Origin of the sequence: Streptomyces sp. R35, assembly GCF_041053035.1 — a bacterium.
GTDB lineage: Bacteria > Actinomycetota > Actinomycetes > Streptomycetales > Streptomycetaceae > Streptomyces > Streptomyces lutosisoli.
In genome coordinates, this window is record NZ_CP163440.1 from 2018428 (window position 1) to 2034239 (window position 15812).

The 15812-nt window shown below is 70.5% G+C and carries 15 protein-coding genes; 1 reads left to right on the forward strand and 14 read right to left on the reverse strand.

Going from position 1 to position 15812, the window contains the following annotated elements; genetic code table 11:
* Positions 1-47: 47 nt before the first annotated feature.
* The 6 genes from carB to pyrR all read right to left on the reverse strand — a co-directional run bounded on the left by carB (position 48) and on the right by pyrR (position 8013).
* On the reverse strand, positions 48-3356 hold the full coding sequence (gene carB / locus AB5J50_RS09540; RefSeq protein WP_369256691.1) for a carbamoyl-phosphate synthase large subunit: 3309 nt from the start codon (positions 3354-3356) through the stop codon (positions 48-50).
* A complete protein-coding gene (gene carA / locus AB5J50_RS09545) occupies positions 3349-4506 on the reverse strand; it encodes a glutamine-hydrolyzing carbamoyl-phosphate synthase small subunit (protein ID WP_327427238.1) in 1158 nt (385 codons plus the stop codon). Before carA ends, carB begins: the two co-directional genes overlap by 8 nt.
* Entirely contained in the window at positions 4503-5069 is a 567-nt protein-coding gene (locus AB5J50_RS09550) for a hypothetical protein (RefSeq protein ID WP_369256693.1), read from the reverse strand. The genes carA and AB5J50_RS09550 overlap by 4 nt, the downstream gene beginning before the upstream one ends.
* Entirely contained in the window at positions 5066-6352 is a 1287-nt protein-coding gene (locus AB5J50_RS09555) for a dihydroorotase (RefSeq protein WP_369256695.1), read from the reverse strand. The genes AB5J50_RS09550 and AB5J50_RS09555 overlap by 4 nt, the downstream gene beginning before the upstream one ends.
* Before the next feature lie 4 nt (positions 6353-6356).
* On the reverse strand, positions 6357-7334 hold the full coding sequence (locus tag AB5J50_RS09560) for an aspartate carbamoyltransferase catalytic subunit (protein ID WP_369256697.1): 978 nt from the start codon (positions 7332-7334) through the stop codon (positions 6357-6359).
* 88 nt (positions 7335-7422) lie between these two features.
* Positions 7423-8013: a bifunctional pyr operon transcriptional regulator/uracil phosphoribosyltransferase PyrR gene (pyrR, locus tag AB5J50_RS09565; protein ID WP_330303169.1), complete on the reverse strand. Its 591-nt coding sequence runs from the start codon at positions 8011-8013 to the stop codon at positions 7423-7425.
* A gap of 254 nt (positions 8014-8267) precedes the next feature.
* On the opposite strand from pyrR, the gene bldD reads away from it, so the two are divergent.
* Positions 8268-8768 carry a transcriptional regulator BldD gene (gene bldD, locus AB5J50_RS09570; RefSeq protein WP_067366005.1) on the forward strand — a complete coding sequence of 167 codons (501 nt, stop codon included), beginning with the start codon at positions 8268-8270 and terminating at the stop codon, positions 8766-8768.
* A 231-nt stretch (positions 8769-8999) separates the two neighbouring features.
* On the opposite strand, the gene nusB is transcribed toward bldD, so the two are convergent.
* From nusB to AB5J50_RS09610, 8 genes are all read right to left on the reverse strand, one after another.
* Positions 9000-9434, reverse strand: a complete 435-nt coding sequence (gene nusB, locus AB5J50_RS09575; protein WP_327427244.1) for a transcription antitermination factor NusB — start codon at positions 9432-9434, stop codon at positions 9000-9002.
* Between the two features lie 2 nt (positions 9435-9436).
* Entirely contained in the window at positions 9437-10003 is a 567-nt protein-coding gene (gene efp / locus AB5J50_RS09580; RefSeq protein WP_010988257.1) for an elongation factor P, read from the reverse strand.
* Between the two features lie 59 nt (positions 10004-10062).
* Positions 10063-11169 carry a M24 family metallopeptidase gene (locus tag AB5J50_RS09585; RefSeq protein ID WP_369256700.1) on the reverse strand — a complete coding sequence of 369 codons (1107 nt, stop codon included), beginning with the start codon at positions 11167-11169 and terminating at the stop codon, positions 10063-10065.
* 91 nt (positions 11170-11260) lie between these two features.
* Complete coding sequence (locus AB5J50_RS09590; RefSeq protein WP_369256702.1) at positions 11261-12142, reverse strand: Pro-rich N-terminal domain-containing protein; 882 nt, start codon at positions 12140-12142, stop codon at positions 11261-11263.
* A 194-nt stretch (positions 12143-12336) separates the two neighbouring features.
* The gene (aroB, locus tag AB5J50_RS09595; RefSeq protein WP_330303174.1) at positions 12337-13428 is read right to left on the reverse strand and encodes a 3-dehydroquinate synthase; all 1092 of its coding nucleotides are present in this window, start codon (positions 13426-13428) and stop codon (positions 12337-12339) included.
* On the reverse strand, positions 13425-13907 hold the full coding sequence (locus AB5J50_RS09600) for a shikimate kinase (RefSeq protein ID WP_369265350.1): 483 nt from the start codon (positions 13905-13907) through the stop codon (positions 13425-13427). The genes aroB and AB5J50_RS09600 overlap by 4 nt, the downstream gene beginning before the upstream one ends.
* Positions 13908-13936: 29 nt before the next feature.
* Positions 13937-15121: a chorismate synthase gene (gene aroC / locus AB5J50_RS09605; RefSeq protein ID WP_369256704.1), complete on the reverse strand. Its 1185-nt coding sequence runs from the start codon at positions 15119-15121 to the stop codon at positions 13937-13939.
* A 218-nt stretch (positions 15122-15339) separates the two neighbouring features.
* Positions 15340-15798, reverse strand: coding sequence for a (2Fe-2S)-binding protein (locus tag AB5J50_RS09610; protein ID WP_330303176.1), 459 nt, complete (start codon positions 15796-15798; stop codon positions 15340-15342).
* Between the last annotated feature and the right edge of the window lie 14 nt (positions 15799-15812).

The window sequence follows — 15812 nt, forward strand, 5'->3', positions numbered from 1 at the left end:
GGCTCATGAAGAGGGGGACACCGTTTCCGGTGTCCCCCTCAGGGCTGCTAGTCGCGGGCCGCGGTCAGATGCTGGGCGTGTTCCTGGAGTGAACGCACGCCCACGTCACCGTGGTTGAGCGCGTCGATGCCCTGGACGGCGGCGGCGAGAGCCTGGACCGTCGTCAGACACGGCACGGACCGGGCCACGGCGGCCGTACGGATCTCGTAGCCGTCGAGGCGGCCACCGGTGCCGTACGGCGTGTTGACGATGAGGTCGACCTGGCCGTCGTGGATGAGCTGGACGATGGTCTTCTCGCCGTTCGGGCCCTCGCCCTCGCTCTGCTTGCGCACGACCGTGGCGTTGAGGCCGTTGCGCTTGAGCACCTCGGCCGTGCCGGACGTGGCGAGCAACTCGAAGCCGTGGGCGACGAGTTCACGCGCCGGGAAGATCATCGAGCGCTTGTCGCGGTTGGCGACCGAGATGAAGGCGCGGCCCTTGGTCGGCAGCGGACCGTACGCGCCCGCCTGGGACTTGGCGTACGCCGTGCCGAACACCGAGTCGATGCCCATGACTTCACCGGTGGAGCGCATCTCCGGGCCGAGCACCGTGTCGACGCCGCGCCCGTGGATGTCGCGGAACCGCGACCACGGCATGACGGCTTCCTTGACGGAGATCGGCGCGTCCAGCGGGAGCGTGCCGCCGTCGCCGTTGGCGGGGAGCAGCCCCTCGGCGCGCAGTTCGGCGACGGTCGCGCCCAGCGAGATCCGGGCGGCGGCCTTCGCCAGCGGCACCGCGGTCGCCTTCGAGGTGAAGGGGACGGTGCGCGAGGCACGCGGGTTGGCTTCGAGGACGTACAGGATGTCGCCCGCCATGGCGAACTGGATGTTGATCAGTCCACGGACCCCGACACCCTTCGCGATGGCCTCGGTGGAGGCCCGCAGGCGCTTGATGTCGAACCCGCCGAGCGTGATCGGGGGCAGCGCGCACGCCGAGTCGCCGGAGTGGATACCGGCCTCCTCGATGTGCTCCATGACGCCGCCGAGGTACAGCTCCTCGCCGTCGTACAGCGCGTCGACGTCGATCTCGATCGCGTCGTCGAGGAAGCGGTCGACCAGGACGGGCCGGGAAGGGCTGATCTCGGTCGACTCGGCGATGTACGAGGACAGCCGCGTCTCGTCGTACACGATCTCCATGCCGCGCCCGCCGAGCACGTACGACGGCCGTACGAGGACGGGGTAGCCGATCTCGTCGGCGATGGCCTTGGCCCCGGCGAACGTGGTGGCCGTGCCGTGCTTGGGGGCCGGGAGACCGGCCTCCGCGAGGACCTGCCCGAAGGCGCCGCGGTCCTCGGCGGCGTGGATCGCCTCGGGGGGCGTACCGACGATCGGCACGCCGTTGTCCTTCAGCGCCTGCGCCAGGCCCAGCGGGGTCTGGCCGCCGAGCTGCACGATCACACCCGCGACCGGACCGGCCAGCGTCTCCGCGTGGACGATCTCCAGCACGTCTTCGAGCGTCAGCGGCTCGAAGTACAGGCGGTCGGAGGTGTCGTAGTCCGTGGAGACGGTCTCGGGGTTGCAGTTGACCATCACGGTCTCGTAGCCGGCGTCGCTGAGCGCGAAGGAGGCGTGGACGCAGGAGTAGTCGAACTCGATGCCCTGGCCGATGCGGTTCGGGCCGGAGCCGAGGATGATGACGGCCGGCTTCTCGCGGGAGGCGACCTCCGTCTCCTCGTCGTAGGAGGAGTAGAAGTACGGCGTATTGGCCGCGAACTCGGCGGCGCAGGTGTCGACCGTCTTGTACACCGGGCGCACGCCCAGCGCGTGCCGCACCTCGCGTACGACGTCCTCGCGGAGCCCGCGGATCTCGGCGATCTGCGCGTCGGAGAAGCCGTGCCGCTTGGCCTCGGCGAGCAGTTCCGGTTCCAGCTTGGCGGCGCCGGCCAGCTCGTCCGCGATCTCCTTGATCAGGAACAGCTGGTCGATGAACCACGGGTCGATCTTCGTCGACTCGAAGACCTCCTCGGGCGTGGCGCCCGCGCGGATGGCCTGCATGACGGAGTTGATGCGCCCGTCGGTCGGCCGCACGGCCTCCGCCAGCAGCTCAGCCTTGTCGCCGGGCTCGCCGACGAAGGTGAACTGGCTGCCCTTCTTCTCCAGCGAGCGCAGCGCCTTCTGCAGCGCCTCGGTGAAGTTGCGGCCGATCGCCATGGCCTCGCCGACCGACTTCATGGTCGTGGTGAGGGTGGAGTCGGCGCTCGGGAACTTCTCGAAGGCGAAGCGCGGGGCCTTGACCACCACGTAGTCGAGCGTCGGCTCGAAGGACGCCGGGGTCTTCTCGGTGATGTCGTTCGGGATCTCGTCCAGCGTGTAGCCGACGGCGAGCTTCGCGGCGATCTTGGCGATCGGGAAGCCGGTCGCCTTGGAGGCGAGGGCCGAGGAGCGGGACACGCGCGGGTTCATCTCGATGACGATGACCCGGCCGTCCTCGGGGTTCACCGCGAACTGGATGTTGCAGCCGCCGGTGTCGACGCCGACCTCGCGGATGACCGCGATGCCGATGTCGCGCAGGATCTGGTACTCGCGGTCGGTGAGCGTCATCGACGGGGCGACGGTGATCGAGTCACCGGTGTGCACGCCCATGGGGTCGAAGTTCTCGATGGAGCAGACGACCACGACGTTGTCGTGCTTGTCGCGCATCAGCTCCAGCTCGTACTCCTTCCAGCCGAGGATGGACTCCTCCAGGAGCACCTCGGTGGTCGGGGAGAGCGTCAGGCCCTGACCGGCGATGCGGCGGAGCTCCTCCTCGTCGTGCGCGAAGCCGGAGCCGGCGCCGCCCATCGTGAAGGAGGGGCGGACGACGACGGGGTAGCCGCCGAGCGTCTCGACGCCCCCGAGCACGTCGTCCATGGAGTGGCAGATCACGGACCGGGCGGACTCGCCGTACCCGATCTTCGCGTTCACCGCTTCCACGACGCCCTTGAAGAGGTCGCGGTCCTCGCCCTTGTTGATCGCCTCGACGTTGGCGCCGATGAGCTCGACGCCGTACTTCTCGAGGGTCCCGGACTCGTGCAGCGAGATGGCGGTGTTGAGCGCCGTCTGACCGCCGAGGGTGGGCAGCAGGGCGTCCGGCCGCTCCTTGGCGATGATCTTCTCGACGAACTCGGGGGTGATCGGCTCGACGTACGTGGCGTCGGCGATCTCCGGGTCGGTCATGATCGTCGCCGGGTTGGAGTTGACCAGGATGACCCTGAGTCCCTCGGCGCGCAGGACGCGGCACGCCTGGGTGCCGGAGTAGTCGAACTCGGCGGCCTGGCCGATGACGATCGGGCCGGAGCCGATGACCAGGACGGACTGGATATCGGTGCGCTTAGGCACGCTGGCCCTCCATCAGGGATACGAAGCGGTCGAACAGGTAGGCGGCGTCGTGCGGGCCCGCTGCCGCTTCGGGGTGGTACTGGACGCTGAAGGCCGGCTGGTCGAGGAGGTGGAGCCCCTCGACGACCTGGTCGTTCAGGCAGACGTGGGAGACCTCGGCGCGGCCGTAGGGGGTGTCGGACACCTTGTCGAGCGGGGCGTCGACGGCGAAGCCGTGGTTGTGCGCGGTGACCTCGACCTTGCCGGTCGTGCGGTCCTGCACGGGCTGGTTGATGCCGCGGTGGCCGTACTTCAGCTTGTAGGTGCCGAAGCCGAGCGCGCGGCCCAGGATCTGGTTGCCGAAGCAGATGCCGAAGAGCGGCGTCTTGCGGGCGAGCACTTCCTGCATGACGGCCACCGGGCCGTCGGCGGTCGCCGGGTCACCGGGGCCGTTGGAGAAGAAGACACCGTCGGGGTTCACGGCGTACACGTCCTCGGCCGTGGCCGTCGCGGGCAGCACGTGCACCTCGATGCCGCGCTCGGCCATGCGGTGCGGGGTCATGCCCTTGATACCCAGGTCGACGGCGGCGACGGTGAAGCGCTTCTCGCCGATCGCGGGGACGACGTACGTCTCCTTGGTGGCGACCTCGGCGGCGAGGTTCGCGCCCGCCATCTCGGGCGCCTGGCGGACCTCGGCGAGCATCGTGCCCTCGTCGGGCAGCGCGTTGCCGGAGAAGATGCCGACACGCATGGCGCCGCGCTCGCGCAGATGGCGGGTGAGGGCTCGCGTGTCGATGCCGCTGATGCCGACGACGCCCTGCTTGCGGAGCTCCTCGTCCAGCGAGCGCCGGGAGCGCCAGTTGGAGGGCACGCGCGCGGGGTCGCGTACGACATAGCCCGCGACCCAGATCCGCTGCGACTCGGGGTCCTCGTCGTTGACGCCGGTGTTGCCGATGTGCGGGGCGGTCATCACGACGACCTGGCGGTGGTAGGACGGGTCGGTGAGGGTCTCCTGGTAGCCGGTCATGCCGGTGGAGAACACCGCTTCGCCGAAGGTCTCCCCCACCGCCCCGTAGGCGCGGCCACGGAACATCCGGCCGTCCTCCAGGACGAGTACGGCGGGAGCTGCCTTGTGCCTCTGCGAGGCGACTCCCTGGATGGAGGTCGTCATCGTGCGCCTTCCGTTTCCGTCTTGTTGATCATGTTGGTCAGGGTCTCGACCCACTCGTTGTGCTCGGCCGCGCGGTCCGAGCGGAACCCGGAGTCGATCAGCTTGTCACCGTGCGCCCACGTGACGATGAGCAGTCCGCCCTCGCTGAGGACCTTGCCGGCGATTCCCTTGCCGAGCAGGGCCTCGCGCAGCGCCTCGGCCGGGATGAAGAAGTCGGTGGCCCCGGGGCGTACGACGTCCAGTCCCGCGTCCGTCAGCGTGAGCTCGACCAGGCTGCGGGTGCCCAGGCCGTGCGCCACGATACGGTCGAGCCACTGCCCGGCGGTGGTGGAACCGTGGTAGCGGCCGCTCATGCTCAGTCTCGCCGGGCCCGGATCTTCCGGCGCGGTGGGGAGCTCGGGCAGGTCACCCTGGAGGGTGCCGCGCCACTTCCAGCCCTCGCGCATCAGCCAGTAGACGAGGGCGACGAAGAGGGCCAGACCGACGAGCCAGCCGGCCCGGGCGGCCCAGTCGGTCACTTCCGCCGACTTCTGTTCGGCGGCCATCGAGATGAGAGGTGTCACGCGAGCTTCCCGTCGACGAGGGTGGCCTTGCCCCGCAGCCAGGTGTGCGTGACCCGGCCCGGCAGCTCACGGCCCTCGTAGGGAGTGTTGCGGCTGCGCGAGGCGAAGCCCGCGGGGTCCACGGCCCCACGGTATTCCGTGTCGACCAGCGTGAGGTTGGCGGGCTCACCTGCCGAGACGGGGCGGCCGTGGCCCTGCGCCTGGCCGATCCGCGCGGGCTTGACGGACATACGGTCGGCGACACCGGCCCAGTCGAGCAGTCCGGTCTCGATCATCGTCTGCTGCACGACGGACAGGGCGGTCTCGAGCCCCACCATGCCCATGGCGGCGGCGGCCCACTCGCAGTCCTTGTCCTCGTGCGGGTGCGGCGCGTGGTCGGTGGCGACGATGTCGATCGTGCCGTCGGCGAGCGCCTCGCGCAGGGCCATGACGTCACGCTCGGTGCGCAGCGGCGGGTTGACCTTGTAGACCGGGTTGTACGTGCGGGCCAGCTCGTCGGTGAGGAGCAGGTGGTGCGGGGTGACCTCGGCGGTGACGTCGATGCCGCGGGACTTGGCCCAGCGCACGATCTCGACGCTGCCGGCGGTCGACAGGTGGCAGATGTGGACGCGGGAGCCGACATGCTCGGCGAGCAGGACGTCCCGGGCGATGATCGATTCCTCGGCCACCGCCGGCCAGCCGCCGAGCCCCAGCTCGGCGGAGACGACGCCCTCGTTCATCTGGGCACCTTCGGTGAGGCGGGGCTCCTGCGCGTGCTGCGCGACCACACCGCCGAAGGCCTTCACGTATTCGAGCGCCCGGCGCATGATCACGGCGTCGTCCACGCACTTGCCGTCGTCGGAGAAGACGGTCACCCCGGCCGCGGACTCGTGCATCGCGCCCAGCTCGGCGAGCTTCTTGCCCTCCAGGCCGACCGTGACGGCGCCGATGGGCTGCACATCGCAGTAGCCGTGCTCCTGGCCGAGCCGGTAGACCTGCTCGACCACACCGGCGGTGTCGGCGACCGGGAAGGTGTTGGCCATGGCGAACACGGCGGTGTAGCCGCCGCTCGCCGCCGCCCGGGTACCGGTCAGCACGGTCTCGGAGTCCTCGCGGCCCGGCTCGCGCAGATGGGTGTGCAGGTCGACGAGACCGGGGAGCAGCACCTTGCCGTCGGCCTCGACGACCTCGGCGCCCTCGGCCGCGAGGCCGGTACCGACCGCCTCGATGACAGCGCCGTCGATCAGCACGTCCTGCGGCTCGCCGCCGAGCACCTTCGCACCGCGGATCAGGATCTTGCTCATGGTCTTACTTCTCCTCGGTACGGGTGTGGGTGACGGCGGGCTCGTTGCCGCCAAGGAGCAGGTACAGCACGGCCATCCGGATCGAGACCCCGTTGGCGACCTGCTCGACGACGGTGCAGCGCTCGGAGTCGGCGACCTCGGCGGTGATCTCCATGCCGCGGACCATCGGGCCGGGGTGCATCACGATGGCGTGCTCGGGCATCTTGGCCATGCGCTCGCCGTCGAGGCCGTAGCGCCGCGAGTACTCGCGCTCGGTCGGGAAGAACGCCGCGTTCATCCGCTCGCGCTGGACGCGCAGCATCATCACCGCGTCGGACTTGGAGAGGGTGCTGTCGAGGTCGTACGAGATCTCGCAGGGCCAGGTCTCGACGCCGACCGGCACCAGGGTGGGCGGGGCGACGAGGGTGACCTCGGCGCCGAGAGTGTGCAGCAGGTCGACGTTGGAGCGGGCGACCCGGCTGTGCAGGACGTCGCCGACGATCGTGATGCGCTTGCCGGCCAGGTCCTGTCCTATCCCGGCGTCCCGGCCGACGAGGCGTCGGCGCATGGTGAAGGCGTCGAGCAGGGCCTGCGTGGGGTGCTGGTGGGTGCCGTCGCCCGCGTTGATGACGACGGCGTCGATCCAGCCGGAGGTGGCGAGCCGGTAGGGGGCTCCGGAGGCGCCGTGCCGGATGACGACGGCGTCGACGCCCATGGCTTCGAGGGTCTGCGCGGTGTCCTTGAGGGACTCGCCCTTGGAGACGCTCGACCCCTTGGCGGTGAAGTTGATGACGTCCGCGGAGAGGCGCTTCTCGGCGGCCTCGAAGGAGATCCGGGTGCGGGTCGAGTCCTCGAAGAAGAGGTTGACGACGGTGCGGCCGCGCAGGGTCGGCAGCTTCTTGATCGGCCGGTCGGCGACCCGGGCCATCTCCTCGGCGGTGTCGAGGATCAGGACGGCGTCGTCGCGGGTGAGGTCGGCGGCCGAGATGAGATGACGCTGCATCTGTCAGGCTCCGTAAGGCAGTTCAGTTCGGGAGGATTCGGGCAGGCAGGGCGCGCAGGGGCGTACGACAGCGGCGTACGCCCAAGGGCTACTGCGGTGCGTCCGCGGAGGTCCGCTTCGCACCGAGCAGCACGGTGTCGCGACCGTCCTCCTCGGCGAGCTGGACCTTGACCGTCTCCCGCAACGACGTGGGGAGGTTCTTGCCGACGTAGTCGGCGCGGATGGGCAGTTCGCGGTGGCCGCGGTCGACGAGGACCGCGAGCTGCACGGCGCGCGGGCGGCCGATGTCGTTCAGCGCGTCGAGCGCCGCGCGAATCGTGCGGCCGGAGAAGAGCACGTCGTCGACGAGGACGACGAGACGGCCGTCGATGCCGTCACCGGGGATCTCGGTGCGGGCCAGCGCACGCGGCGGGTGCATGCGCAGGTCGTCGCGGTACATGGTGATGTCGAGGGATCCGACCGGGATCTTGCGATCGGTGATCTCTTCGAGCTTGTCGGCCAGCCTGCGGGCCAGGAAGACGCCTCGGGTCGGAATGCCGAGGAGCACCACGTCGTCGGCGCCCTTGGCGCGTTCGACGATCTCGTGGGCGATGCGGGTCAGCACCCGCGCGATGTCGGGGGCTTCCAGCACGGGCCGTGCGTCGGCCTCGTACTGCTGCTTGTCATGCTCTGTGTCCATACGAAACGGACCTCCTTCTCCGCCTCACGGGACGGATCATTAAAGGACGTCGGAATTGCGCCATCCACGGTACCAGCCCGGCAACGTCCCTGATCACCACCCATTCGAGCCACCGCGGGTGACTCCCACGGAAGGGTCGGTCCGGACCATTCGGCTTGACGGGGAAGAGTAACGCTGCGTAACCTCACTGTGAGTCACAAGAGTCACCAGCCGCGCGGCGGAGCCGCACGTTGATACAGCGTCCGGGGAGCTATATGTCCAGCGAATACGCCAAACAGCTCGGGGCCAAGCTCCGGGCCATCCGCACCCAGCAGGGCCTTTCCCTCCACGGCGTCGAGGAGAAGTCCCAGGGACGCTGGAAGGCGGTCGTGGTCGGTTCGTACGAGCGCGGCGACCGCGCCGTCACCGTGCAGCGCCTCGCGGAGCTGGCGGACTTCTACGGAGTTCCGGTGCAGGAGCTGCTGCCGGGCACCACGCCGGGCGGGGCCGCCGAGCCGCCGCCGAAGCTGGTTCTCGACCTTGAGCGCCTTGCCCATGTGCCGGCCGAGAAGGCGGGCCCCCTGCAGCGCTACGCGGCGACGATCCAGTCGCAGCGCGGTGACTACAACGGCAAGGTGCTGTCGATCCGCCAGGACGACCTGCGCACGCTCGCCGTCATCTATGACCAGTCGCCCTCGGTCCTGACCGAGCAGCTCATCAGCTGGGGCGTCCTGGACGCGGACGCGCGTCGCGCGGTCTCCCACGACGAGGGCTGACCCCTTCGCACAGCTGAGCAGAAACGTGCCGCCGGGGTGGCCGGAACATCGCGTTCCGGCCACCCCGGCGGCTTTCTGCGGGCCTCGGGAGCCTCATGGGTACGGGAACGCCGGAGGGCCCGCAGCAGACGCGCTGCGGGCCCTCCGGCGTTTTTCGTACCTCCGCGTACCCCGGCGTACCTCTCGTACGGCCGTGTACGCCTCGTACGTCTAAGCGGTGCCGGGCACCGCTCAGTCCTCGTCGCGGCGGAGCGACGGCTTCAGGTCCTTCAGCCGGCCCAGCAGGCCGTTCACGAACGAGGGCGACTCGTCCGTGGAGAACTCCTTGGCCAGCTGCACCGCCTCGTCGAGCACCACGGCGTCCGGGGTCTCGTCGACCCAGATCAGCTCGTAGGCACCGAGGCGCAGGATGTTGCGGTCGACGACCGGCATCCTGTCCAGCGTCCAACCGACGGCATACTGCGAGATGAGGTCGTCGATCCGGCGCACCTTGGTGGCGTACCCCTCGACCAGCTGCATCGTGTACTCGCTCACCGGCGGCTGCCGGGTGTCGGACCGGGAGTGCCGGATCCAGTCCGCGAGGACCGTCAGGACGTCCACGCCGCGCTGGTCGCCCTCGAAGAGGATCTGGAAGGCGCGCTTGCGGGCCGTGTTGCGGGCAGCCACGGTTAGCTGTTCACCCGGCCGAGGTAGTCGCTGGTGCGGGTGTCGACCTTGATCTTCTCACCGGTGGTGATGAAGAGCGGGACCTGGATCTGGTGGCCGGTCTCCAGGGTGGCGGGCTTGGTGCCACCGGTGGAGCGGTCGCCCTGGACGCCCGGCTCGGTCTCCTGGATGACCAGCTCGACGGCGGCGGGCAGCTCGACGAAGAGCACCTCGCCCTCGTGCTGGGCGACGGTGGCCGTGAAGCCCTCGATCAGGAAGTTGGCGGCATCGCCGACGGACTTGCGGTCGACCATCAGCTGGTCGTACGTGTCCATGTCCATGAAGACGAAGTACTCGCCGTCCATGTACGAGAACTGCATGTCGCGCTTGTCGATCGTGGCCGTCTCGACCTTGACGCCGGCGTTGAACGTCTTGTCGACGACCTTGCCGGAGAGCACGTTCTTCAGCTTGGTGCGCACGAAGGCCGGGCCCTTGCCGGGCTTGACGTGCTGGAACTCGACGACGGACCAGAGCTGGCCTCCGTCGAGCTTGAGCACCAGGCCGTTCTTGAGGTCGTTCGTGGAAGCCACGGTTGCGGAATCTCCTGGACTGACGTGGACGACCCCGGGACACGCGCGTAGCTCGAAGGCTAGAGCGCGAGCAGTTCCTTGGTCGTGATGGTGAGTAGCTCGGGTCCGCCGTCCGCCTCGGGGCGTACGACGAGCGTGTCATCGATCCGGACACCGCCCCGGCCCGGGAGGTGGACCCCCGGTTCGACGGTGACCGGCACGCAAGCGTCCAGTTTACCCATGGCTGCGGGGGCCAGCTGCGGGTCCTCGTCGATTTCGAGCCCCACACCGTGCCCGGTCAGCGGTGGAAGGCCTTCCGCATACCCCGCGGAGTCCAGTACCTGGCGGGCCGCGCGGTCCACGTCACGGTAGGAGGCCCCGGGTGCCAGCGCCTCCCGTCCGGCGCGCTGGGCGGCGAAGACGAGGTCGTACAGCTCGATCTGCCAGTCGGCGGGCGAGGTGCCGATCACGAACGTACGGCCGATCTCGCAGCGGTAGCCGCGATAGGTCGCGCCGAGGCAGACGGAGAGGAAGTCGCCCTCCTCGACGCGCCGGTCGGTGGGCCGGTGGCCACGCCGCCCCGAGTTCGGCCCGGTGCCGACCGAGGTCGCGAAGGCCGGGCCGTCGGCGCCGTGGTCGACCAGGCGGCGCTCCAGCTCCAGGGCGAGATGGCGTTCCGTACGGCCGACCAGGATGGATTCGAGGAGCTCGCCCAGCGCCTGGTCGGCGATCTCGGCGCCGATCCGCAGACAGGAGATCTCCTCCTCGTCCTTGATCACCCGCAGCTGTTCCACCGCACCGCCCAGGTCACCGAGGCGCAGCCGGGGCGCCACCGAGCCGATGGCCCGGTGCCGGGTCACCGTCAGATGGTGTTCCTCGACCGCGAGGGACTCGGCGCCCTGACCGGCGGCGACATCGGCGGCGGCCACGGCGGGGTCGCCGCCCGCGCGCGGCAGCACCTGCACACGCAGTGCCTCGTCGGGACGTCCTTCATCGGCCTCGCCGCTCGGCGGGCCGCCGCAGAGCAGCAGATCCTCACCCCTGCCGAGCAGGAGCACGGCACCTCGCGGGGCCGCGCCGGCGAGATACCTCACATTGGCCGGGCGGGTGACGAGAGCCGTCGCACTGCCTCCCGCCGTACAGCGTTCCCGGATCCGCTCTCTGCGCGCCGCGTACACCTCTGACATGAACCGAGCGTACGAGCGGTGGCCGGATGTCGCCGGTTGTGCGGGGCCGGACGTGTGCACGGAGGTGTCCGTGCCGGAGGTTTCTGGAGGTTCACCACTGCGGCGGGCTGGCGATCGACCGGGCGAGTACGTCGTCCAGGACGCGCGCCGTGGCCGGTACGTCGAGCTGCGAGTTGTCGATGATGGGGAGCCCGGAGCCGTACCAGCCGGCCATCCGGCCGTGGATGCGGGCGACTTCCTCGTCGGTGAGGCGGCGGTTGCCGGAGCGCTCGGCGTTGCGCTCCAGGACTATCTCCAGCCCTGGGAGCAGGACGACGGGCAGCAGGCCCGGCCCCACATGCCGCTTCCAGCCACCGAGGCCGACGACCGGGCGGTCCGGGAAGACGGCGTCGTCGAGGATGCAGGAGATGCCGTTGGCCAGGAAGTTCCGCGCCGCGAAGCCGCAGGTACGGCGGGCGAGACGATACTGCGCCTCAGAATGATCGTTCCACCCCGACTGCGGGTCCGCGAAGCCCGAGCGCACCCATTCGCGTACGTCGTCGAGGCTGATGTGGGCGGTGGGGACCCGGCGGTGGTCCGCCCAGTACTTGGCGACGCTGGTCTTTCCGGCGCCCGCGGGGCCGATGAGCAGCACCGCGAGCGTGGTGGCCGTGAGGTCGGGCGTGCCCGCGGCGGGCGGCGCGCTCGGTATGGCGACGGGGCCTCCCGGGGGCAGCTGCACATGCCCGGTGGTGTCCGGCGTGGGCGGCACGGGCGCGTGGTGTGCGGGCTGGGCCGGACCGTGGTGCGGAGGCACGTGATGCTGCGGGGCCTGCAGGGGAGGAACCCCGGGCGGCATGGGCGCCCCGGTGAAACCCGGAGCGGGTGCGGGACCCGGGTGCCCCGGGTGCTGTCCGGCCGGCGACCAGCCGGCGGCCGGTCCCTGCCCCGGCTGGTGGGGCGGCGGCAGCGGGGCCCCCACTGCGTGCTGCATCCGGGCCACTCCGTCTCGTGCAGGCAATTGGCGCTGGCGAACGGGGTGTCGATCCCGTCCGCTACCGAACGGTACCTTCCCCGGCCGCCGTTGTGTGAACGGCCGGGGAAGGTGCGAAGTGCCCATAGTCGAGGGGCAAAACGGGCCAAGTGCGGGCCCGTTGGACCATACGTCCGCCGTGGGCCCGCCGCTTGCTACTCCCCGACCTCGCCGTACGCGGCGAGCAGGACGGCCGGGTCCGGGCCCTCCAGGACCGTCGGCTTGGCGAGGCCGTCGAGGACGATGAAGCGCAGCAGGTCGCCGCGGGACTTCTTGTCGACCTTCATGTTCTCCAGGAGCTTGGGCCACTGGTCGTAGCGGTAGCTCAGCGGGAGGCCGACGGACTCCAGGATCGTGCGGTGGCGGTCGGCGGTCTCGTCGTCCAGCCGGCCCGCCAGACGACCGAGTTCGGCGGCGAAGTGCATACCGACGGCGACGGCCGCGCCGTGCCGCCACTTGTAGCGCTCGTTCTTCTCGATGGCGTGCGCGAGGGTGTGCCCGTAGTTGAGGATCTCGCGCAGCCCGGACTCCTTGAGGTCGCCGGAGACGACCTCGGCCTTGACCTTGATGGAGCGCTCGATGAGCTCCGCGGTGTGCGGGCCCGTGGGCGTACGCGCCGCCTCGGGGTCGGACTCGATGAGCTCCAGGATCACCGGGTCGGCGATGAAACCGGCCTTGATGATCTCCGCGAGCCCGGAGACGAAGTCGTTGACCGGCAGCGAGTCGAGCGCCGCCAGGTCGCAGAGCACGCCCGCGGGCGGGTGGAAGGAGCCCACCAGGTTCTTGCCCTCGGCGGTGTTGATGCCGGTCTTGCCGCCGACCGCCGCGTCCACCATGGCGAGCACGGTGGTGGGGACGGCGATCCAGCGCACCCCGCGCAGCCAGGTCGCCGCGACGAAACCGGCCAGGTCGGTGGTGGAGCCGCCGCCCACGCCGACGATGACGTCGGTGCGGGTGAAACCGGACTGGCCGAGCGCCTTCCAGCAGTAGGCGGCGACCTCGGCGGTCTTGGCCTCCTCCGCGTTCGGCACCTGGATGGCGACGGCCTCGAAGCCCTGCCCGGCCAGGTCGGCACGGAGCGCGTCACCGGTCTCGGCGAGCGCCTCGGGGTGGATGACCGCGACACGCTTGGCCTTGTCGCCGACCAACGCGCCGAGCTCACCGAGGAGTTGACGGCCGACGAGGACCTCGTAGGGGTCGGTGCCCGCGGTGCCGCCGACCTGGATACGGGTCACTGCCTCGCTCATGCTTCCTTCAACTCCAGTGCGTCGAGGACCGCCTGGGCGACCTCTTCGGGGGTACGGCCGTCGGTGGCCACGACCGCGCGGGCTACTTCGGTGTACAGGTGGCGGCGCGCGTCCATCAGCTCGCGCCACTGCCGGCGCGGGTTGACGGCGAGCAGCGGCCGGGCCGCGTTGAGGCCGGTGCGCTGGACCGCCTCCTCGACGTCCATCGACAGGTAGACGACACGGTGGCCGGCGAGCAGTGCGCGGGTGTCCTCGTCGAGGATCGCGCCGCCGCCGAGCGCCAGGACGCCGTCGTGTTCGGCGAGCGCCTTGTGCACGGCCTGCTTCTCGATGGCGCGGAAGACGGGCTCGCCCTCGTCGACGAAGATGTCGGCGATGGTGCGGCCCTGCTCGGCCACGATGTCGTCGTCCGTGTCCCGGTAGACGCAGCCGAGCCGCTCTGCGACCAGCGCGCCCACCGTGGACTTGCCGACACCCATCGGGCCGACGAGGACGAGCCGCGGAGCGGTCACCGCACGACCAGGTTGTCGAGGTAGGACCGCACGTTGCGGCGGGTCTCCGGGACGCTGTCGCCACCGAACTTCTCGGCGACCGCGTCCGCCAGGACGAGGGCGACCATGGCCTCGGCGACGATGCCGGCGGCCGGGACCGCGCAGACGTCGGAGCGCTGGTGGTGGGCCTTGGCGGCCTCGCCGGTGGCGACGTCGATGGTGGCGAGCGCGCGCGGCACGGTCGCGATCGGCTTCATCGCGGCACGCACGCGCAGCAGCTCACCGGTGGTCAGACCGCCCTCGGTGCCTCCGGAGCGCCCGGAGGTGCGCCGGATGCCGTCCTCGGTGTGGACGATCTCGTCGTGCGCCTTGGAGCCGGGCACGCGCGCCAGCTCGAAGCCGTCGCCGACCTCGACGCCCTTGATGGCCTGGATGCCCATGAGCGCGGCCGCGAGCCGGGCGTCGAGACGCCGGTCCCAGTGCACGTGCGAGCCGAGGCCCACCGGCACGCCGTACGCCAGCACCTCGACCACGCCGCCGAGCGTGTCGCCGTCCTTGTGGGCCTGGTCGATCTCCGCGACCATCGCCTTCGACGCGTCGGCGTCGAGGCAGCGCACCGGGTCGGCGTCGAGCTTCTCGACGTCCGAGGGCTTGGGGTACACCCCGTACGGCGCCTTGGCGGCGGCGAGTTCGACGACGTGCGAGACGATCTCGATCCCGGCCGTCTCCTTCAGGTACGAACGGGCCACCGCGCCGAGCGCCACACGGGCGGCGGTCTCACGGGCGGAGGCGCGCTCCAGGATCGGTCGGGCCTCGTCGAAGCCGTACTTCTGCATGCCCGCGAGGTCGGCGTGACCGGGCCGGGGCCGGGTCAGCGGGGCGTTGCGGGCCAGGTCGGCGAGGATCTCCGGGTCGACCGGATCGGCCGCCATGACCTGCTCCCACTTGGGCCACTCGGTGTTGCCGACCATGACGGCGACCGGGGAGCCCATGGTGAGACCGTGGCGTACGCCGCCCAGGAAGGTGACCTCGTCGCGCTCGAACTTCATCCGGGCACCGCGTCCATAGCCCAGGCGCCGCCGGGCAAGGTGGTCCGCCACCATCTCCGTGGTGATCGGCACGCCGGCGGGAAGACCCTCCAGCGTCGCGACAAGTGCGGGACCGTGGGACTCCCCCGCGGTCAGCCAGCGCAACCTGCTCAACGGTGCTCCTCATGCTCGCGCCCTGGTACTGCTGCTGCGTACGCGCGTCCTCGCGTACGGCGACGGCGCGACCGGGTGCGCGGCCCTGGCCCGCCACCTCCGATCCTCCCACGTCTCGGTCCGGGATTCGGCCGCAGGTCCATCAGGCGGACGGACCTCGTCAGGTACCGCGGCCCGCGTACGCCACCTCCGGGTCGCGGCCCGCGTACCTCCCGGCATCACGCCATCCGTGCCGCCGCGCTCTTGATCGCCTCGCGGATGCGGAAGTACGTGCCACAGCGGCAGACGTTCGCGATCTCGTCGATGTCGGCGTCCGTGGGGTTCTTCGTGCGCTTCAGCAGGGCGACGGCCGCCATGATCTGGCCGGGCTGGCAGTAGCCGCACTGGGCCACGTCCTGCTCCAGCCAGGCTTCCTGGACGGGGTGCAGCTTGTCCCCGTCCGCGAGCCCCTCGATGGTGGTGACCTCCCGGCCCGCGGCCTCGGCGACCGGGACCACGCAGGGCCGCACGGCCTCGCCGTCGAGGTGGCTCGTGCAGGCCTTGCAGACGTCGATGCCACAGCCGTACTTGGGTCCGCGGACGCCGAGCAGATCGCGCAGCGCCCAGAGCAGGGGCAGGTCGTCGGGGGCGTCGACGGTGACGGTCTTCCCGTTGACGGTGAAGGTGTGGGAGGGCATGTACGGGCTCCTGG